Origin of the sequence: Paraburkholderia sp. (assembly GCF_050742655.1) — a bacterium.
Lineage (GTDB): Bacteria > Pseudomonadota > Gammaproteobacteria > Burkholderiales > Burkholderiaceae > Paraburkholderia.
The window spans coordinates 1-18,680 of sequence record NZ_JBOIGG010000024.1; the positions used below are offsets into that span (position 1 = coordinate 1).

General features: G+C 64.0%; 21 protein-coding genes. 11 read left to right on the forward strand and 10 right to left on the reverse strand.

The window, feature by feature from the left end; all coding sequences use genetic code 11:
• Window positions 1-156: 156 nt before the first annotated feature.
• Window positions 157-315 (forward strand): hypothetical protein, encoded by a 159-nt coding sequence (locus tag ACREXZ_RS26760; protein ID WP_431767151.1) that lies wholly within the window; start codon window positions 157-159, stop codon window positions 313-315.
• A 97-nt stretch (window positions 316-412) separates the two neighbouring features.
• On the opposite strand, the gene ACREXZ_RS26765 is transcribed toward ACREXZ_RS26760, so the two are convergent.
• The 3 genes from ACREXZ_RS26765 to ACREXZ_RS26775 all read right to left on the reverse strand — a co-directional run bounded on the left by ACREXZ_RS26765 (window position 413) and on the right by ACREXZ_RS26775 (window position 3,574).
• The gene (locus ACREXZ_RS26765) at window positions 413-1,966 is read right to left on the reverse strand and encodes an MFS transporter (RefSeq protein WP_431767152.1); all 1,554 of its coding nucleotides are present in this window, start codon (window positions 1,964-1,966) and stop codon (window positions 413-415) included.
• A gap of 657 nt (window positions 1,967-2,623) precedes the next feature.
• Window positions 2,624-2,848: a hypothetical protein gene (locus ACREXZ_RS26770; protein WP_431767153.1), complete on the reverse strand. Its 225-nt coding sequence runs from the start codon at window positions 2,846-2,848 to the stop codon at window positions 2,624-2,626.
• Window positions 2,849-3,574, reverse strand: a complete 726-nt coding sequence (locus ACREXZ_RS26775; RefSeq protein ID WP_431767154.1) for a DeoR/GlpR family DNA-binding transcription regulator — start codon at window positions 3,572-3,574, stop codon at window positions 2,849-2,851.
• A 250-nt stretch (window positions 3,575-3,824) separates the two neighbouring features.
• On the opposite strand from ACREXZ_RS26775, the gene ACREXZ_RS26780 reads away from it, so the two are divergent.
• Entirely contained in the window at window positions 3,825-4,256 is a 432-nt protein-coding gene (locus tag ACREXZ_RS26780; protein ID WP_431767155.1) for a DoxX family protein, read from the forward strand.
• Window positions 4,257-4,309: 53 nt separating this feature from the next.
• Entirely contained in the window at window positions 4,310-4,582 is a 273-nt protein-coding gene (locus ACREXZ_RS26785) for a hypothetical protein (RefSeq protein ID WP_431767156.1), read from the forward strand.
• Window positions 4,583-4,683: 101 nt separating this feature from the next.
• Here ACREXZ_RS26785 and ACREXZ_RS26790 read toward each other — a convergent pair whose 3' ends face one another.
• Window positions 4,684-6,153: an MFS transporter gene (locus ACREXZ_RS26790; RefSeq protein ID WP_431767157.1), complete on the reverse strand. Its 1,470-nt coding sequence runs from the start codon at window positions 6,151-6,153 to the stop codon at window positions 4,684-4,686.
• 205 nt (window positions 6,154-6,358) lie between these two features.
• On the reverse strand, window positions 6,359-7,264 hold the full coding sequence (locus ACREXZ_RS26795) for a dihydrodipicolinate synthase family protein (RefSeq protein ID WP_431767158.1): 906 nt from the start codon (window positions 7,262-7,264) through the stop codon (window positions 6,359-6,361).
• Window positions 7,265-7,499: 235 nt separating this feature from the next.
• Here ACREXZ_RS26795 and ACREXZ_RS26800 point away from each other — a divergent pair, with 235 nt between their 5' ends.
• The 6 genes from ACREXZ_RS26800 to ACREXZ_RS26825 all read left to right on the forward strand — a co-directional run bounded on the left by ACREXZ_RS26800 (window position 7,500) and on the right by ACREXZ_RS26825 (window position 12,431).
• Window positions 7,500-8,447 (forward strand): 4-hydroxyproline epimerase, encoded by a 948-nt coding sequence (locus tag ACREXZ_RS26800; RefSeq protein WP_431767159.1) that lies wholly within the window; start codon window positions 7,500-7,502, stop codon window positions 8,445-8,447.
• Window positions 8,444-9,583, forward strand: coding sequence for an NAD(P)/FAD-dependent oxidoreductase (locus ACREXZ_RS26805; protein WP_431767160.1), 1,140 nt, complete (start codon window positions 8,444-8,446; stop codon window positions 9,581-9,583). The genes ACREXZ_RS26800 and ACREXZ_RS26805 overlap by 4 nt, the downstream gene beginning before the upstream one ends.
• Window positions 9,580-9,855, forward strand: coding sequence for a (2Fe-2S)-binding protein (locus ACREXZ_RS26810; protein ID WP_431767161.1), 276 nt, complete (start codon window positions 9,580-9,582; stop codon window positions 9,853-9,855). The genes ACREXZ_RS26805 and ACREXZ_RS26810 overlap by 4 nt, the downstream gene beginning before the upstream one ends.
• Entirely contained in the window at window positions 9,852-11,180 is a 1,329-nt protein-coding gene (locus ACREXZ_RS26815; RefSeq protein WP_431767162.1) for an FAD-dependent oxidoreductase, read from the forward strand. The genes ACREXZ_RS26810 and ACREXZ_RS26815 overlap by 4 nt, the downstream gene beginning before the upstream one ends.
• Window positions 11,181-11,364: 184 nt before the next feature.
• Window positions 11,365-12,081, forward strand: coding sequence for a helix-turn-helix domain-containing protein (locus ACREXZ_RS26820; protein WP_431767220.1), 717 nt, complete (start codon window positions 11,365-11,367; stop codon window positions 12,079-12,081).
• Between the two features lie 11 nt (window positions 12,082-12,092).
• Window positions 12,093-12,431, forward strand: coding sequence for a hypothetical protein (locus tag ACREXZ_RS26825; RefSeq protein WP_431767163.1), 339 nt, complete (start codon window positions 12,093-12,095; stop codon window positions 12,429-12,431).
• Window positions 12,432-12,464: 33 nt separating this feature from the next.
• Here the strand turns inward: ACREXZ_RS26825 and ACREXZ_RS26830 are convergent, their stop codons facing one another.
• On the reverse strand, window positions 12,465-12,725 hold the full coding sequence (locus ACREXZ_RS26830; protein WP_431767164.1) for a hypothetical protein: 261 nt from the start codon (window positions 12,723-12,725) through the stop codon (window positions 12,465-12,467).
• A 164-nt stretch (window positions 12,726-12,889) separates the two neighbouring features.
• Window positions 12,890-13,213, reverse strand: a complete 324-nt coding sequence (locus tag ACREXZ_RS26835; protein ID WP_431767221.1) for a hypothetical protein — start codon at window positions 13,211-13,213, stop codon at window positions 12,890-12,892.
• Between the two features lie 221 nt (window positions 13,214-13,434).
• Between ACREXZ_RS26835 and ACREXZ_RS26840 the strand changes: the two genes are divergently transcribed.
• Complete coding sequence (locus ACREXZ_RS26840; protein ID WP_431767165.1) at window positions 13,435-14,346, forward strand: LysR substrate-binding domain-containing protein; 912 nt, start codon at window positions 13,435-13,437, stop codon at window positions 14,344-14,346.
• Window positions 14,347-14,358: 12 nt separating this feature from the next.
• Here the strand turns inward: ACREXZ_RS26840 and ACREXZ_RS26845 are convergent, their stop codons facing one another.
• Window positions 14,359-15,030 (reverse strand): peroxiredoxin-like family protein, encoded by a 672-nt coding sequence (locus ACREXZ_RS26845; protein WP_431767166.1) that lies wholly within the window; start codon window positions 15,028-15,030, stop codon window positions 14,359-14,361.
• A 318-nt stretch (window positions 15,031-15,348) separates the two neighbouring features.
• On the opposite strand from ACREXZ_RS26845, the gene ACREXZ_RS26850 reads away from it, so the two are divergent.
• On the forward strand, window positions 15,349-16,116 hold the full coding sequence (locus ACREXZ_RS26850) for an SDR family NAD(P)-dependent oxidoreductase (protein WP_431767167.1): 768 nt from the start codon (window positions 15,349-15,351) through the stop codon (window positions 16,114-16,116).
• Window positions 16,117-16,241: 125 nt separating this feature from the next.
• Here ACREXZ_RS26850 and ACREXZ_RS26855 read toward each other — a convergent pair whose 3' ends face one another.
• Window positions 16,242-16,916 carry a TetR/AcrR family transcriptional regulator gene (locus tag ACREXZ_RS26855; RefSeq protein WP_431767168.1) on the reverse strand — a complete coding sequence of 225 codons (675 nt, stop codon included), beginning with the start codon at window positions 16,914-16,916 and terminating at the stop codon, window positions 16,242-16,244.
• Window positions 16,917-17,026: 110 nt separating this feature from the next.
• Complete coding sequence (locus ACREXZ_RS26860; RefSeq protein WP_431767169.1) at window positions 17,027-18,307, reverse strand: NAD(P)/FAD-dependent oxidoreductase; 1,281 nt, start codon at window positions 18,305-18,307, stop codon at window positions 17,027-17,029.
• Window positions 18,308-18,680: the final 373 nt, after the last annotated feature.

Genomic DNA, 18,680 nt, shown 5'->3' on the forward strand with positions numbered 1-18,680 from the left:
CTTTCCGCGCGTAGCCCGAGATGGCCCGCACCTAAGTGTCGTCCTCGCACTGACACGGTAGTGGTCCGAGACGAGATCGTCCCTCGCGTCGCAAACCGGAGTGACACGGGGCCCGCCCACCCCGCGGTGCACTGGTGTGCGCGCGGAGGGGGCTGCTTGGGAAACCGTTTGAATATTCTGCGCACCGTGAATCATTTCGGCCGCGTACCGCTGCTCTTCTATCACGCTGCCGATGGCTTGCGCTATGTTGCCCTCGCCGTTTGCTGGCGATTTTTTTTTGCTCTTCTGGAATGCGGCTATGCCTTTGCGCCGTAGGTGTCGCCTCTATGCAGGGTGGCATCTGCTGTCAAGAAACGTGCGGACAGCAAGCCGCTAATCCACGCCCGGTCTTCCGCATCACGATGCAGATACTTTACGACGCGCTTGGTTCTACATTTTCTACCGCAATTTCTCCATGGTCGGAGCGAACCGCTCCAAGCAGCACAAAGACCAGAACGGCAGCCACCAGGGTCAGGATAATCGAGACCCAAAGCAGCTTCTGGAATGCAAGGTCATAAGCCTGCAGCAGGTGCGCGTGATCGAAGCCCGAAAGGATCGATCCCGCTTTCTCCAGCGTTCCGGCCGCAAGTTGTGCCGCACCTGATGCCAGGCTATCCGGATTCTGTTCAGGCCTGATGTCGGTCAGGGTTTGCTGGGCGAAAAACGCCAGCAATGAACCCACAATAGCCATTGCCGTGCTATCGATCGACACGCGCAAAGCGCCAAAAATACCAACCGCCATTCCAGCTTTTTCACTGGGGACCACACTGACGGCAAGGTTATCCATCAACCCCCATGGAATGGCGGCACCGAGACCAATGAGAAGCAGATCCACGCGCATCAGGATGCCGTGATTGCCGAGCGGCACCTGGGCGAGCAGAAAGAGCCCAGCGACCGAGATCAGCATGCCCAGACCCGAGAGGATGCCAACCGGAATAAATCGGGTGAGCATCGCCGAAAGGAACGGGATAAAGAGCAGCGGCGCTGAAAAATAAAGCATCAATATCCCGGCATCCAGCGCATTGAGTCCTTCAATCCCGATAAAGCGCAGCGGCAGAATAATGAGCAACGCAATATATGAGTACGCCGTTGCGAGCGGCAGAAGCTGCGCACCTACGAAACGCGGATAGCGGAACAGGCTGAGATCAAGCATGGGATTTTTGACCTTCATCTCTACCGCGACAAAAAGGCCCAGCATCAGACCGCTCGCCAGAAAAAGTCCCAAGACAAGCGAGCCTGTCCATCCATACACCGGAGCTTCAATCACTGCGAAGGTGAAGAGCGTCAATGCGAGGGTGAAGATGCCGGCACCTGTCCAGTCGAGACCATGCGCCGCAGGATTCTTGCTATCCGTCATGCAGAAAATGCACAGTATCAGCGCGATAAAACTGATGACTGCACTACTGAGGAAGACCGCATGCCAGTTGAAAAAAGCGATCAGAATGCCGGCCAGAGTCGGGCCGAAAGCGAGGCCCGCGCCAAACGCGATACCGATAAGACTGAAAACCCTGACGCGCGCTGCGCCTTCAAATTCCTGGGCCAGCATTGACACGCCGCCGGCATAAGCACAAGCAGCCGCGAGACCATGTGGAACGCGAAGGAAGTCAAGCCACAAAACGCTTGGTGCGAGCGGCATCACAAGCGAAACAAGCGTCATGACCAGCATGCCGATAAAAAAGATTTTCTTGCGGCCATAGTGGTCGGCAAGCGCACCGGCCACCATCAAGGTACTGCCGCACGCGAGCATAAAAGCATTGGTGATCCAGGAAAGAGCGACGGTCCCTCCTGCAAGATCACGGCTGATAAAGGTTTGTGCAGCAGGCCCCGCCGAGAGACTCAAAGGCAAGCTGACACAGGCCAGAATCACCGCGATTAGAACAAGGGCTTTGGCGCGTCTGGACCTCGGGGCCAACGGGGAAGTATTCATGGAGCGCTGATGCATTGATAAGATTCCCTAAGGTTCGTGCGATCGGGAGCGCTGCAACGGGCGTCTCCCGGTTTTCAGGCAGGGTTAATCCTATGGGCTTCAGCGTCATGGATAAAGCAAGACAATGCGAATTCATCTGTCGGGGAACACGAATAATGAAAAACGGACCGTCTGCTCGAGCGGATACCCGACAACGGGTTCGGTCCTGGAAACGACTTCACAAAGTGCTTTGAGTACGCTGCGAGGTGCGTCGGCCGATGAGGGTAAGGAAGGCTGTGTGAATGTCGGCGCGTCGCTCGAAACGGATCCGAAGGCACCGGAAGTGATGCGGCGAGGCATGCGTGCGCTCGACGGCCTGACGAACCTTGCCCAGTCCGCTGCCAGGTTGTTTACCGCGCCGGGAGAGGGGTCGCGATGTACCGCTCGAGCTTAGGGATGCTCGTGCAGGCCTGTCGCCGCGATCGACAGAACCAGGATCGCAACGAGAGCTCTGAGCGAAGGCATTGACGAGAGATATTAAGCGAAGGCATTGCCCGAGGGTGTTATGCCTATCGGCGGCGAAGCTCGCCGGAGCGAATGACTGCTTTGTCACTAACCTAAGTGGCGCGAGGGCGGGTCTCGTCTCGGACCACTGTGCTGTGTGAACGAGGTGCCCACTTAGGCGAGTGCCATTCCCGGCATCACACGGAAAGGACCTGGTAACGTCTCGGCGGCTTTCTTCTGCTTACTCTTCTTTGCCGCGGCAAAGAAGAGTAAGCGCCGCCCCGCACAGGGGCAACGCCTGCGCCGCGAGGCGCGAATAAGCACCGCCTGCCAGGGCGAACCACAAGCAACAAACAGCGAACAGCGAACAACAAAAACCAACAACAGATAAACGAACACCTACTTCCTCTTCCGAACCTGCTGCCCCTTCTCCGTAATAATCGAATCAAAATCATCGATCTGCGAAAACCGTACCGCCTTCAATACCCCGAACTTGCTCGTATCGACCACCAGATGCCGCTCCACCGCACTCGCCATTGCCGCCTGCTTCAACGCCACCTCATGAAAGTTCCAGCACGTCACGCCGCGCTCCACGTCAACGCCGCCCGCTGATATGAACGCCTTGTTGATCCCCATCCGACGCAACGTCTCCAGACTCTCTTCGCCCGCGAACGAGTCAGAGGACGGAACATACACACCGCCCAGCAAAATCATCCGCACATTCGGCTTGCGCCGCAGAATCTCCGCGACGTTCAGCGAGTAACACACGACCGTCACGTGCCGCTCCGTGGGAATCAACCGCGCAAGCGTCGCGAGTGTCGTGCCGCAATCGATGAACAGCGTCTCGTTGTCGCCGATCAACTGCGCGGCGAACGCGGATGCGTCGGCCTTCGCCTGTGCGAAATGATCCTTTTCCTGCTCGAGCGAATAACCGGCCGTGTTCGGCACATCGGTCGCACTGACGATATAGCCGCCGAGATAGGTGAAATGCCCAGGGCTCGCGGCAATGTCGCGGCGCACCGTCATCTCCGACACGCCGAGCAGCGTCGCGGCATCGCGCAGACGCATCACGTTCTGTCGGGCCAGAGCATCGGCGAGCGCACGCAGGCGTTCGGATTTCAACATGGAGGTTCCGTGGAGAAGGCGCCGTGACGCGTTAGTTTTCGTTCGGGTTCGTGAAAAGATTATAACAAGCGATGCACAAACGGAACACGCGATTTTCGTAGCCTTCCAGGCCGCACGATCCGCGCCACGGTGCTTTGCAGCACGCGGTTTCGCTTGGAAAAGGTCCGCAACGCACATATGCTGACGTGAGCGCCCGGGAACTGCGGCCGCGCAGCCCGGTCTTCTGTTTAATTCATTACAGGAGCCCCCTATGACGCGTCCCGTCGATTCCGGCGTGATCCTTGTCGCACGCATCGCCCTCGCTGTGCTGTTCCTGTGGGGAGGTGTGATGAAAATTCTCGGTTACGCGGGCTTCGTCGGGTACCTGCAATCGAAGGGCGTGCCCTTCGTGCAGATCGCCGCGCCGATCGCCACCGCAGTCGAAACGCTTGGCGGCGTGTTTCTCGTCCTCGGCTTCAAGATCCGCCCGCTCGGTTTCGTGATGGCGGTCTATACGGTCGCGACGGCGGTGCTCGGTCACGACTTCTGGAACATCACGGATCCGGTGATTCAACACGATATGGTCATCCATTTCTGGAAAAACATCGGTATCGCCGGCGGCTTCCTGCTGCTGTGCGTGACGGGCGCGGGGCGCATCAGCATCGACGGCGCACGGGCGCCGCGCAGCGGGCTCGGGCTTTGACGGATGCGGCGTGACCTGACCCGCACTTAGGGCGCACACGAAGGGAGCACACGATGATTCAGAACTTCGAACAGACGATCGACGGCCAGGTGGTGACCTTCTGCGCGAGCCTCGGCGAAGGGCCGACGCCGCATCGCGTGATCATCAGTGAGGCTGAGTCGGCGAAGACGCTGGTCGTGCTCGATGCGTCGGGTTTTCTAGGCGCGCTGAAAGTGGAGTTCGAAGAGCCGCAGGCGCTGATCGCCGATGCGATCAGGAAAGTGCGCAGCGAAGGGTTGATCGAGCAGGCGCTAAGGACCGGCACGATTCAGGAAGCCGCGCTGTAACGCAAACGGCGCGCACCACGCCGGATCAAAACGACACCCACGATGCGGATGCATCGTGGGTGTTTGCGTTTACAGCGAAAAAGGGAGCAGCGCAGAGCCGGTCATTTGCCCGCGGCCGCCGCGCGCGAATCGTTGCTCGACCGTCCTTGTGCGCCGTTGCGCATAGGCGTATGCGGGTGCGGATGCACGAGACTCCCCAGCACCGCGCCGACGAGCAGCAGCCCGGCCGAAATCGCTGTCGCCGTCTGCACGCCGGACACGATGTGCGCAGCACCCGAGCCGCTCGCGAGCGCACCGAATGCCGCGACGCCGACTGCACCGCCCGCCTGGCGCGCGGTGTTCAGGATCGCCGACGCGGTGCCTGCGCGCTGCGGTTCGACGCTCGCGAGGATGGCCGTCGTCATCGCGGGTACCGCGAGGCCCATCCCCGACGGAATCAGCAGGAACGGAACGAGCAGTCCGGGCAGCGACGTCTGCGCATCGACGAGATGCAGCAGTCCGTAACCGAGCGCCGCGATCAGCGCGCCGACGATCATCGGCACGCGCGAACCGTAGCGCGCGACCACCCAGCCGCTCGCGACGTTCGACACGAGAAAGCCGCCCGTCAATGGCAGGAACGCGAGGCCTGCCTGCAACGGCGTATCGCCGCGCACGCGTTGCACATACAGGCTCAGCACGAACACGACGCCGTAGTACGTCAGGTTCACGCAGATGCCGAACAGCACGGCCGCACTGAAGGTCCGGTTGCCGAACAGCGGCAGCGGCATCATCGGCGTGCGCACGCGGCGTTCGACGGCGATGAACGCACAGCCGGCAACGAGCGCGAGCAGCAGTCCGCCCGCGACGAGCGGATGGGAGAGGCCGAGCGGACGCCATTCGATCACCGCGCCGGTGAACGCGGTCAGCGTGACGATCGCGAGAGCCTGGCCCGGCAGATCGAAGCCGCGGCGCGTCGTCGTCGCGTTGCCACGTGCCTTCGGCACCCACAGGAACGTCGCAACGAGACCCGCCGCGCACAGCGGCAGGTTGACGAGAAAGATGCTGCGCCAGCCGAAGGCCGCGATCAGCAACCCGCCGACCACCGGCCCCGCGGCGATCGACACGGCGCCGGCCGCGGTCCACAGACCGACTGCGCGGGCACGCAGTTTGGGATCGTGTCCGCAGGCCTGGTTCAGCAGCGCAAGCGAGTTCGGCAGCATCGCCGCGGCGCCGACGCCTTGCAACGCGCGCGCCGCGACGAGCGTCGTCGCGTCGATCGCGAGTCCGCAAGCGAGCGACGCGAACGCGAACAGCGCAATGCCGGCCGCGAACATCCGGCGCGCGCCGAGCCGGTCGCCGAGCACGCCAGCCGACAGCATCAACACGGCGAACGACAGCGTGTACGCGTCGACGATCCACTGCAGGCCCGCGACGTTCGCGTGCAGGTCGGTGCCTATGCGCGCGAGCGCGACGTTGACGATAGTCACGTCGAGCTGCGTGACGACGAATCCCACGCTGACCGTCGCGACGACGCGCGCGAGCGCCGGCGTAAGCGATGCATGAGGGGAGGAGGGGGAGGAGGTCGGGTTCATGTGCACAGGATAGAGCGGGCCCCGCAGCCGATGTTTCGGTGTCGGCTGAACTATGGGCGCGCCCTTCCCGTGCCTGTACGACTTTTCCCGTTTTGTGGATGCGAGCGCGCGCGCCGGCGCCGTGCGTGCCGGGTCGTTCGCGTGGCGGAACTCGCGGATGCCGGACTGCGGCGGCGCGCGTGGAAGCGCGCCGTCGTATCCGGGTTCAGAGCGCCGGCAGTGTGGGCCGCGTTTCGAGCGAACGGCGGATCAGTGCTTCGACCGCCTTGCGTTCGTCGCCCACGAGCGGCAGCCGCGGCGGACGCACGGGCTCGGTGCCGAGACCGACGATCGTTTCCGCGAGCTTGATGTTTTGCACGAGCTTCGACGATACGTCGAGCGCGAGCAGCGGCGCAAACCAGCGATAGATCGCGCGCGCTTCTTCGAGGCGACCTGCCTTGAGCAGCTTGTAGATCGCGACCGTATCGCGCGGGAACGCGCAGACGAGACCCGCGACCCAGCCGTGCGCGCCCATCAGGATCGCTTCCATGGCGAGGTTGTCGACGCCGCACAGGATCGCGAAGCGATCGCCGACCGCGTTGATCAGCTCGGTCACGCGCCGCACGTCGCCGCACGATTCCTTGATCGCGACGACGTTTTTCTGATCGGCGATTTCCGCGAACATGTCGGGCGTCATGTCGACGCCATAGGCGAGCGGATTGTTGTAGATCATCAGCGGCAGCGTCGTCGCGCTGGCGACGCTGCGAAAGTGTTGCAGCGTCTCACGACGGTCCGACAGATAGCGAAGACCCGGCAGCACCATGTAGCCGCTCGCGCCGCGTCGTGCGCCGGCTTCGGCCTGGCGGCACGCGTCGAGTGTGCTGTTCTCGGCGATCGTCAGCAGTACCGGCACGCGTCCGCGTGCCGATTCGACGGCTATGTCGAGTACATCGAGCTTGTCGTCGAGCGACAGCGTCGACGCTTCACCGAGCGATCCGCACACGATGATTCCGTCGACGCCCGCGTCGATCTGCGCGTCGATGTTCTTGCCAGTCCATGCACGGTCTATGCTGAAATCCGCGTTGAACTTGGTAGTGACCGCAGGCCACACGCCTTCCCAGATATGCGCCACGATTGATCTCCCGATAGTGTTGAGTGTGCTGCAGTGTAAGTATCGAAAAAGCGCACGTCTTGCGCGATTAACGCGTACCGGATGACGATTTTGGCACAGTCGTCGCGCGCGGGCCGCCACGCGGCGCGGCGCCTGCAAAGCGTTCCCGAGCAGAATCGCGTGTTGTGCTGAAATCGTCACGATCGGCGCGCAACGGCGACAAGACTCGCGGGCTCGCGCTTCCTACCATGGCGGCATGAAAACCCTGAACTTTATCGACTCCCATACGGGCGGCGAACCGACGCGCGTCGTCGTATCGGGCGGCCCGGATCTCGGCGGCGGCACGCTGGCCGAGCGGCTCGAACGCTTCCGTATGCAGTTCGACGCGTGGCGCGCAGGCATCGCGATGGAGCCGCGCGGCTCCGACGTAATGGTCGGCGCGCTGCTGTGCGAACCCGACGACCCCGAATGTGCAGCCGGCGTGATCTTCTTCAATAACGTCGGCTATCTCGGCATGTGCGGACACGGCACGATCGGACTCGTCGCGTCGCTCGCGCATCTCGGCCGCATCGGACCGGGACGGCACAAGATCGACACACCGGTCGGCGTCGTCGAAGCGACGCTTAACGACGATGGTAGCGTCGCGGTGCGCAACGTGCCCGCGTATCGGTTGCGTAAAGACGTGACCGTCGACGTGCCTGGCTACGGCCCGTTGACCGGCGACATCGGCTGGGGCGGCAACTGGTTCTTCCTCGTCGCCGATCACGGCCGCACGCTCGTGCCGTCGAACATTCCCGAACTGACCACGTTCTGCGATGCGATCCGCGATGCCCTCGACGGGCAGCACATCACCGGCGCCGACGGCGCGATGATCGATCACATCGAGCTCTTCGGTCCGGGCTCGGCGCCGGGCATCGACAGCCGAAGTTTCGTGCTGTGCCCGGGCAGCGCGTACGACCGGTCGCCGTGCGGCACGGGGACGAGCGCAAAGGTTGCTTGCCTCGCGGCGGACGGCAAGCTCGCGGAGGGCACGGTGTGGCGCCAGGAGAGCATCATCGGCAGCGTGTTCGATGCGAGCTTCTACGACGCGGGCGACGGCCGTACCGTGATCCCGACAATCACCGGTCACGCGTACATCATGGCCGAGGGGCGTCAATGCTTCGACGAGCGTGACCCATTCGCGTGGGGCGTGCGCGTCGCATGATCGCGGATGCGATTGTCGTCGGCGCCGGCATTGTCGGTGCGGCGTGTGCGGCACAGCTCGCCGCGCAGGGACTGCGGGTCGACGTGATCGACGCGCAGCATATCGGCGGCGGTGCGACGGCGGCCGGCATGGGCCATCTGGTCGTGATGAACGATTCGCCGGCCGAACTTGCGTTGACGCGCTATGCGCGCGCGCTGTGGCTCGAGCTTGCGCCACAGCTGCGCCCGCGCGATGCATTCGCGCGTTGCGGCACGTTATGGGTCGCAGCCGACGAAGAGGAGTGGGCCGCCGCGCAGGCGATGCACGCCGCGTTCGCCGCGCAGCAGGTGGCTGGCGAACTGCTCGACGCGGCCGCACTGCGCGCATGCGAGCCGGTGCTTGTGCCCGGCATGGCAGGCGGCCTGCGTATCGTGGACGACAGCATCGTCTATGCGCCGACCGTCGCACAGTGGCTACTCGAAGCATCGCCGGGCGCGGCGAAGATACGCGTGCGCTGCAATACCGAAGCAGTCGCCGTCGATGCGCACGGCGTGACGCTCGCGAACGGCGAGCGCGTGCCCGCTGCGCAGGTTGTCGTCGCGAACGGCATGGGTGCGCAACGGCTCGTGCCGGCGCTGCCGCTGCAGCCGAAGAAGGGCCATCTGCTCGTCACCGATCGCTATCCCGGCTTCATTCGCCATCAGCTGCTCGAGCTCGGCTACATCAAGAGCGCGCATCACGCGGCCGGCACATCGGTCGCGTTCAACGCGCAGCCGCGGCCGACCGGCCAGTTGCTGCTGGGCTCATCCCGACAGTTCGATACGACCGATCCGGCCGTCGAACTGCCGGTGCTCGCGCAGATGCTGAGGCGCGCGGCCCGCTATCTGCCGTCGCTGCCGTCGCTGAACGGCATTCGCGCGTGGACCGGTTTTCGCGCGGCATCGCCCGATGGTCTGCCGCTGATCGGCCCGGCCGGCGACGCGACGCCCGGCGTGTGGCTCGCGGTCGGACACGAAGGGCTCGGCGTGACGACGTCGCTTGCGACCGCACAACTGCTTGCTGCGCAGATGTTGCACATGGCCGCGCCGATTCCGTACGAGCCGTATCTGCCGCAGCGCTTCGCCGCGTTGAACGGTGTCACGGAGCGCGTGCAATGAATTCATCGAAAGAGAACGCCCTGCATCTCGTGCAGGTGACGATCGACGGCTACGCTGTTCGCGTACCGGACGGTACGAGCGTTGCCGCCGTGCTTGCGATGCCGCGATTGCGCGGCACGCGCACGTCGGTGAGCGGACAGCCACGCACGGCCGTGTGCGGGATGGGGATCTGCCAGGAGTGTCGCGTGACGGTCGATGGGCGCGCGCATGTACTCGCGTGTCAGACCGTGTGCCGCGATGGGTTAGCGATAGAAACGACGGGGCCGCGATGAACCGCGCTTATGACGTCGTTGTAGTGGGCGCGGGGCCTGCAGGACTCAGCGCGGCGCAGGCAGCTGCGCGCGGTGGTGCGCGCGTCGCGCTCATCGACGACAACCCGCGCGCGGGTGGCCAGGTGTGGCGTCAGGGGCCGGCGCATCCGCCGCAGGCACCACTGCGCGAACGGCTCACGGCGCTCGCCGAGGGGGCAAACGTCGACGTGTGGCCGTCCGCGCGGATCGTCGCAACGCTCGGCTCGCACACTCTGCTGGTTGAAACGGCCTCTCAGGATGGCCTGCGCCTTCGCTACGGCCAACTGATTCTCGCGACCGGCGCGCGCGAGCGGCTGCTACCGTTTGCCGGCTGGACGTTGCCTGGTGTCACGGGGGCGGGCGGTCTGCAGGCGCTGATCAAGGGCGGTATGCCGGTGCGCGGCGAGCGCATCGTGATCGCGGGCAGCGGGCCGTTGCTGCTGGCGTCGCTGGCTACAGCGCGCGCGGCCGGCGCGCACGTGCTCGCCGTCGTCGAGCAAGCGCCCTGGACGGCGCTCGCGCGCTTCGGTGCGTCGCTCGCGGCGACGCCGTCGAAGTTGTGGCAGGCCGTGCAACTGACGCACGGTTTCATCGGCACGCGCTACTGGGCGGGCAGTATTGTCCGTGAAGCACACGGTACAGAGCGCGTCGAGCAGGTCACGATCCGGCGCGCGAACGGTAAAGACACGACGCTTGCGTGCGACCGCATCGCGTGCGGCTACGGACTCGTGCCGAACGTCGAACTGGCGCAGGCGCTCGGCTGCGCGCTGTCGCCGCACGGTGCGATTGCCGTCGACGATGCGCAGCGTACATCGGTCGCCGATGTGTTCGCGGCCGGCGAGTGCACCGGCATCGGTGGGATGGAACTCGCGTGCGTCGAAGGCGAGATCGCCGGGGTCGCGGCGAGCGGCCTGGTACCGTCGCCGGCACTGGATGCACAGCGCGCACGCTGGCGGCGCTTCGCCGCACGGCTCGACACGGCGTTCGCCTTGCGCGACGAAGCACGTGCGCTGCCTCCCGACGACACGCTGCTGTGCCGCTGCGAAGACATCACGTGCGGCGACGTGCGGATGCAACCCGACTGGCGCGCTGCGCGGTTGCATACGCGCTGCGGTATGGGCGCGTGTCAGGGGCGCGTCTGCGGCACCGCGGCGCAGACGCTGTTCGGCTGGCAGACCACGCAAGTCACGCAGACCGCGCAATACCGTCCACCGTTCGGCCCCACGCGGATCGGCACGCTGATGGCTGCTGTCGCCGACGATCAGCCGACATCCGACCTCCCCGAAGCCGCCCCGGCACAGCCCTGATTTTTTCGCGCACCGCGCGGCCCTATAATCGGTCGCATATTCATTCACCTGCCTTTATGCGCTATCCGCGCGTCACGCGATGATCATGCTGGACCGCCCGCCCGAATCGCCGTCGCCGTCGCCGTCGCCGTCGTCGCTCGAACCGCTGCTGTCGTCGCATCCGACGGACACGACGCTCGCCGGCATGCTCGCGCACTTCGCACTGCTCGCACCGATCTTCGATGCGATGCCCGACGTCGTGTTCTTCGTAAAGGACGCACACGCGCGGTATGCGCTGGTGAACCGCACGCTCGCGTCGCGCTGCGGTCACAAGGACAAGACCGCGCTGCTCGGCAAGACCGCCGAAGACGTGTTCCCGCGCCGCTTCGGTCGCATCTACACCGCGCAGGACAAGGCCGTGATCGAAGCCGGCAACCAGCTGGTCGATCAGCTCGAACTGCATCTGTATGCGGGACGTCAGCCGGGCTGGTGCCTCACGACCAAGGAGCCGCTGCGCGATGCGTCGGGGCAGATCGTCGGACTGGTCGGCATTTCACGCGACCTGAAGGCGGACGAGGGCGGTCATCCCGCGTACAGCCGGCTCGCGACGGTGGTGCAGTACATCCAGGACAACTACGTGCAGCCGCTGAATCTGAAGCAACTGGCCGCGATGGCGGACATGTCGGTGGCGCAACTCGAACGTTATTTCCACAAGGTGTTCCACCTGACGCCGCGCCAGGTCCTGCTGAAGACGCGGCTCGACGCCGCCACCGCGCTGCTCGTGTCGCACGACAAGGTCACCGATGTTGCCGCGCTGTGCGGCTACACCGATCACAGCGCGTTCACGCGGCAGTTCAAGGCGACCGTCGGCGTGACGCCGAGCGAATATCGCGCGCTGCTGCAGGGCCACGCGCGCGGCTGAGCACGACGTTCATGGCCACTCGCCGTACGCCGCGTCTGCGTTACTTCGTCTATGTGGTGCTGCTCGACGATACGGTCTGGAACGAAGCGCGCTTTCGCCGCGCGAATCCGTCGTACCGGTTCGATAAACCGTGTGTCTATGTGGGAATGACCGGGCTCGATCCGGATCTGCGCTTCGACCGGCACAAAGCCGGCATCCAGTCGAACCGCTATGTGCACGACTACGGCGTGCGGCTGCTGCCCGAGCTATATGAGGTGTTCAATCCGCTGCCGTACGACGGTGCGCGCGACATGGAAGTGGAACTGGGAATAGGACTGCGTGAGGCGGGTTACGCGGTGTGGCAGGCGTGAACCGTGCTGCGGTGTTGCGCGGCCGGCTTGCGCTTACTTGATGCCGAGGCCGCGCAGGATCGCGTTGCCTTCGGGGGTGAGACGGATGTGCGGAGTGCCTGCTTCGGAAGCAACCGCCTCGACGAGGCCGGCTTCCTGCAGCATCGGAATTTCCGGTTTGGCGAATGCATCGACCGGCGCGTGCAGGAGCAGCAGCAACGTCGCCAGCTCGTGGTGGCTCAGCAGGCGACGCAGGATGGTGGGCCGCTTCGGGGCGGCGCGTGTTTCGTCGGCGGGGCGGTCAGGGCTGTTCATCGGTACACCTCGTGTAAGTCTGTCGGCCGATGATGCGGATCGAGACTTAAGCCATTCTTAAAACCACACCGTCCGGCGGCCTGCCGCGTTCACGGACGCGACAAAGACGTAACCGGTCGTTACGGGCGCACGGTCGTACGGTTGTACGACGCCTGCGGTACCGGTCAGGGCGCGCAGGTCTTGCCCGCGCTTTCCAGCCACAAATTCGACATATGACGTTTGCCCGCGTAGAAGCGGTACGTCGTGCCGCCGTTGTCGGTGCGCACCTTGATCACGTTCGAATCGCCGAAATCGAGCATCTTGCCCTGCGGGATATCGGTAGCCTGGAAGTTTGCGTCGTGCTTTTGCGCCTGGGCGATCACGCACTGCACGACGTCGTCGACGGGACGCTGGGTCAGCGTATCGGTGACGGGATCGCCGACGTCCGGGTTCTGGAACTGCGCGCATGCGCCGAGCCACAGCGGAACGGCTGCGATCGTCGAGATCATTGCAATCGCTTTGAAGGTTTTCAGCGACTTCGTCATGCTTCTCCTCGCTCGTGTCGGGGCCGGCGCGAGCGTTGCGGCGGCGCCGGCTGAAACGTCGATTATAACGGGGCGAGGAGCGGCGATCGAGGTGGTCGGCCCGCGATCCCGGCACCGAAGACAGCGGCACGCATGCCAGGTAGACTGTGCGGCTTCGCTACCCGCCATTCGTACGAGAGGAACGTATGGACCGCATGATGGCAATGGAAACGTTCGTGACCGTAGTGGACGCGGGTTCATTTTCCGCTGCGGCTCGCCGGTTGAAGCTGGGCCAGCCGGCGGTCTCGAAGTCAATTGCACAGCTGGAAGCGCATCTCGGCGCACGGCTTTTATTGCGCTCGACGAGAGGCCTGACGCCGACGGATGCGGGTCAGCGATTCTACGAACACGCCCGCCGTGCGATCGACGAGGCGGATCAGGCCGAACAGGTCGTGCGCGAATCGTCGGACGGGCTTTCGGGGCGCTTGCGGATCGGCGCAGCTGTCACGTTCGCGCGGCTGCATGTTCTGCCGTCGCTCAAGACCTTCCTCGACCAGCATCCGAAACTGAACATCGACATCGTCCTCGACGACCGCTCGATCGATCTGCTTGAAGAGGGCGTCGACGTGGCGCTGCGCATGGGCACGCTCGACGACTCGACGATGACCGCGAAGCGCATCCTGCGAGGACGGCGACTGGTTGTCGGAACGCCGCGCTATTTCGCGGAAGCCGGCATACCGAAGACCCCGGCCGATCTGAGCCGACACGAGGCGATCGTGTACTCGCTGCGCGGCGGCGGCGAGTCCTGGTCGTTCAGCCGCAACGATGGCGCGGAGGTCGCCGTGACCGTGTCGGGCCGGGTCAGCGTGAGCGCCGCCGAGGGCATGCGCACAGCGGTATTGGGGCACGTGGGCCTTGCGGTCGCGTCCGAATGGATGTTCTCGCCCGAACTCGCCGACGGCACGGTGCAAGCGGTTCTCACCGAATGGACGCTGCCGCCCATCGACGTCTGGGCCGTCTTTCCATCCGGCCGCATGGCGACGACGAAGGCGCGTGCCTTCGTCGCTTTCGTCGAACATCTGCTTGCCGATAACTTCGGCAGCACGATCGCGGATTGATGGAACGTACAGCTACACCTTCGCCGCAGCCTTCTCGAGTACCGCAAACATGTCGCTCGGGTCGGGACGGTGCGTGTAGTCCGGGTTGACTTCCGAGTACAGCACGATGCCATCCTGACCGATGACGTAACGCCCCGGCATTGGCAGCGTCCAGCTGGGGTCGTCGTTGAACGACGGGAGGTCGTTTTTCAGACGCTTGTAGAGATCGACCAGATAGTCGGGCAGCGCAAAGCGCAGGCCGAATGCCGCGCCGACCTCGCCTTTGACGTCGCTCAGTACCGGAAACCCCAGCTTGTTGTCGCGTACCGACTTGCGGCTATTCACCGCCATTTGCGGCGAGATCGCGACCACGTTCGCGCCGTAGCTGCGAATCTGCGGCAGTGCGTCGTTGATCGCCTGAAGCTCGAGGTTGCAGTACGGACACCAGGCGCCACGATAGAACGTCACGACGAGCGGTCCCTGCGCGAGCAGGTCGGCAGACGAGACGTCATCGCCGTTCTGGTCCTTCAGCGTGAACTGCGGCGCACGATCGCCGGCTTTGATGGCGCGGGCCGCCTGACCGCTCGCGATCAGTTCGGCCGTCGCGCGCTCCATGATCGGGTGGATCTCCGCCGGTGCGTGATAGGGCGCCTTGCCCGCCTTGAAATCGGCTTTGAAAGCGTCGAGTCTGTCTTGCAGTGCCATCGCAAATCTCCTTGAGTGGGTGAGGCCGTTGCGGCCTTGAATCCGCATCGCGTTGCTGCTCACGATAGCCACAGCTTGAAGCTCCACGACCCCCGGCAGAAGACATCCCCCGTCGATAACAGTTATTCCAGCGAGGCACGCTGTCGAATAACACGAGGAATAGAACCTATTCCTCGACGATGACTACCGCGCCTCCCGACGCGAGCGGACGATACACATCAACCCGTGCATCGACGCATTGGGGCACATGCAGCGGTCCGTTTATCCCCGCGTTTGCGACCATAAGCGGACCCTTCGACACTCACTATCGAGGTAATCATGACTCAAGCTCTGAAAGGCAAACTCGCACTCGTGACCGGCGCTTCCCGCGGCATCGGCGCCGCCGTCGCAACGCGTCTCGCACGGGACGGCGCATCGGTCGTCGTCCACTACGCATCGAATCCGGCACGCGCGGAAGCCGTGGTCAAAGCGATCCGCGAGGCGGGCGGCGAGGCCGAAGCAGTCGGTGCCGATCTGTCGAAGTCCGCGGGTGTGACGTCGCTGACCGATGCGTTGAACGGCGTCTTCGGCGGCAAGTTCGAAGGCCGGCTCGACATCCTCGTCAACAACGCGGGCACCGTCGAGTACGGTCCGTTCCTCGAGTCGTCGGACACGTCGTATGACACGCACTTCAATCTGAATGTGCGCGCGCCGATCGAACTCGCGAAGGACGCGGCAAAGCGGATGATCAAGACGGGCTGGGGGCGCATCGTCAATATAGGTTCCGCGTTCGGCGAAGCGGCACCGCTCCCTGGCGTGACGCTCTACATCGCGTCGAAATTCGCCATTCGTGGTTTCACACGCGGTCTTTCACGCGAACTTGGGAAGTACGGCGTGACCGTCAATGCGGTTCAGCCCGGCCCGATCGACACCGAACTGTCGCCGAAGCCCGGAACGGAAGACCACGCGACGATGACGAAGCTCGCCAGTGTGGGCCGCTTCGGCAAGCCCGAGGAAATTGCGGCGGCGGTAGCGTACCTGGCGAGTCCCGAAGCGGGCTATACCACGGGTGAGAGCCTGACGGTCGATGGCGGATGGATTGCCTGACGAGGTCGAAGGGCGGTTTCGGCGGCGCGGTTCTCGACTTCGAGATCTCGACGCCGTCGAAGCCCCGTGGCCTTGATCGCGATCCTGTCGGTGGCGTTCTTCGCGCTGGGGATGGCCGCGCTCGCTCAGCGCTTCACGAGGCGCAGCGTCGCATCGACGATCATCTCGCGATGCCGCGCGCGTAGCCGCGGATGCGACGGGTCGCGGCCGAATGCGGCGCCGAACGTATGCCGGCTGCCGACGCGATGAAAGCACAGCGAGCTGATCAGCAGATGCAGATCGATTGCGTCGATATCGGCGCGGAATTCGCCGGCCGCGACGCCGCGCGCGAGCAGGTCTTCGATGGTGTCGATCACGCTCGCGTTGCGCGACTTGAACGACTTCAGCTGTTCGATGTATTTCGCGCCGTGGATGTTCTCGATGGTAACGAGACGGACGAAGTCGCGATGCCGGTCGTGATAGTCGAACGTGAATTCGACGAGCGTGCGCAACCCTTCGATGGGATCGAGTTCGCTGACATGCAGATCCTGTTCCAGCGCGCGGATGTCGCCGTACACCTTGTCGAGCACGGCCTCGTACAACCCTTCCTTGCTGCCGAAGTAGTAGTACAGCATGCGTTTCGTGGTACTGGTGCGTTCGGCGATCGCATCGACGCGTGCGCCGGTGAGGCCCATCGCGGAGAATTCCTGCGTCGCGACGTCGAGGATGTTGCGCTTGGTCTGCTCGGGATCGTACTTGCGCCGGCCCCCGGATGGAGGGCTATCCGGGTCGGGTGAGGCGGCCTTGTTTCCCTGTTTCATTGAGCATTTTCGGCGGCGATGACGGCGCATTCTAGCATGGCGTTTTAGCGCTATTTGCGGCCAATCGACGGGCTTTTTCGGCGGCTCGAAACGGGCTTCAGGAATGCTTATTACGACGTGCGTCGACGACGGGCGGCAAGCGCATCGCGCGTCTGCATCGCGGTGTACGTGAGTTGCGCGGCCGCGAGCCCGGCCGCGCCAAACGTTTGCGTGAGACCGAACTTCGCGAATGCGTCGGGTACCGGTCGCTCGCCGGAAATTGCACCCGCCAGCAGTTCGCCGCAGACGGTGGTCGGCGCCATCCCGTGGCCGCCGAAACCGACGCCATACCACACGCCGTCGCGGTCGCGGCCGATCTGCGGCATCTTGTGCCGCGCGTAGCTCATCAGGCCGCCCCACGCGAATTCGATTCGCGCATCGCGAAGTTGCGGATAGACCTTCAGCAGATCGTGCCGCAGCAGCCGCGCGATGCTGTCCGCCGACCGCTCGAGTACCGACACGCGGCCGCCCCACAGGATGCGCGTGTCGGGCAGTGGCCGGTAGTAGTCGAATGCGAAGCGCGTGTCGTACACGGCCGACGCGCAATCGATTGCGTCCTTCAGCCGGGCGCCGAGCGGTTCGGTCGCCATCACGTAGGTGGCGATCGGCAACACCGCGCGCTCGACGCGCGGGTAGACCGCGCGCATATAGCCGCCGCCCGCCATCACGACGTGCCGCGCATCGACGCTGCCGCCGGCGGTCTGCACGAGAAACCCGCCGCGGCGCTGCGGACGCACGTGCACGACCGGCGAGCGTTCGTAGATGCGCACGCCGCGCGCGGCGGCCGCCTCGGCGATGCCGAGCACGTATTTCAGCGGATGAAAGTGGAACGCGTTGCGCTCGAGAAGACCACCGTGATAGCGGGTGGTCTTCAGTTGCGCGGCGAGTGCGTCGCGGCTGACCGGCTCCCAGTCGACGTCGAACGCGTCCTTCATCAGCGCGCGCTGCGTGTCGAGGCGCGTGGGATCGTCGAACCAGTTCGCGAGGATCACGCCCGCGTCCGTCGCGTCGCAGGCGATGTCGTAGCGCGCGATGCGCTTGCGCATCAGATCGACGGCGTCGGTGGTCAGCGCGTAAAGCGCTTTCGCATGGACCGACCCCAGCGTGCGCAGCAGATCCGCGCAATCGAGGCTGTAGCCGCCGAACACGAAGCCGCCGTTGCGCCCCGATGCGCCGAAGCCAACCTGTTCGGCTTCGAGTACGACGACGTCGCGCACGCCGCGTTCGGCCAGCCCGAGTGCGGTCGACAGCCCGGCGAGGCCGCCGCCGACGATGCATACCTCGGCACTTTGCGCGCCGTTCACAGTGGGCCGTTCGGGCCGCACGACCGTTGCCTCGTAGAAACTCTGCATGAAAAAACCGGGAGAGTAAGTGGGGTCGATGAGCCGGCAGGCTATCAGGAAATGCCCGTTGCGTGACGAGGACGAGCATGGTCGGCGCACCGCGCCCAATTCGCCGATTTAACTATTTCGATTTTACATTTTCTGATATGCACGACGGATTCTATTTAATTTACGGAATACTTTCTTTTAATTACATGAGTTTCTTGCCAATATTCAACAAATCCAAAATCTCATCAAAAAAAGTTTGACAGAGGGTTTTGGGACTTATACCTTTTGACCACCCGAATTCCATCTGCGATCACATTTCTTGCTGACCGGACGCTTTTGCCGTATGGCGAGCAGGCGGTCTATCCATTGGACGTTATTACCGGAAAAATAATTT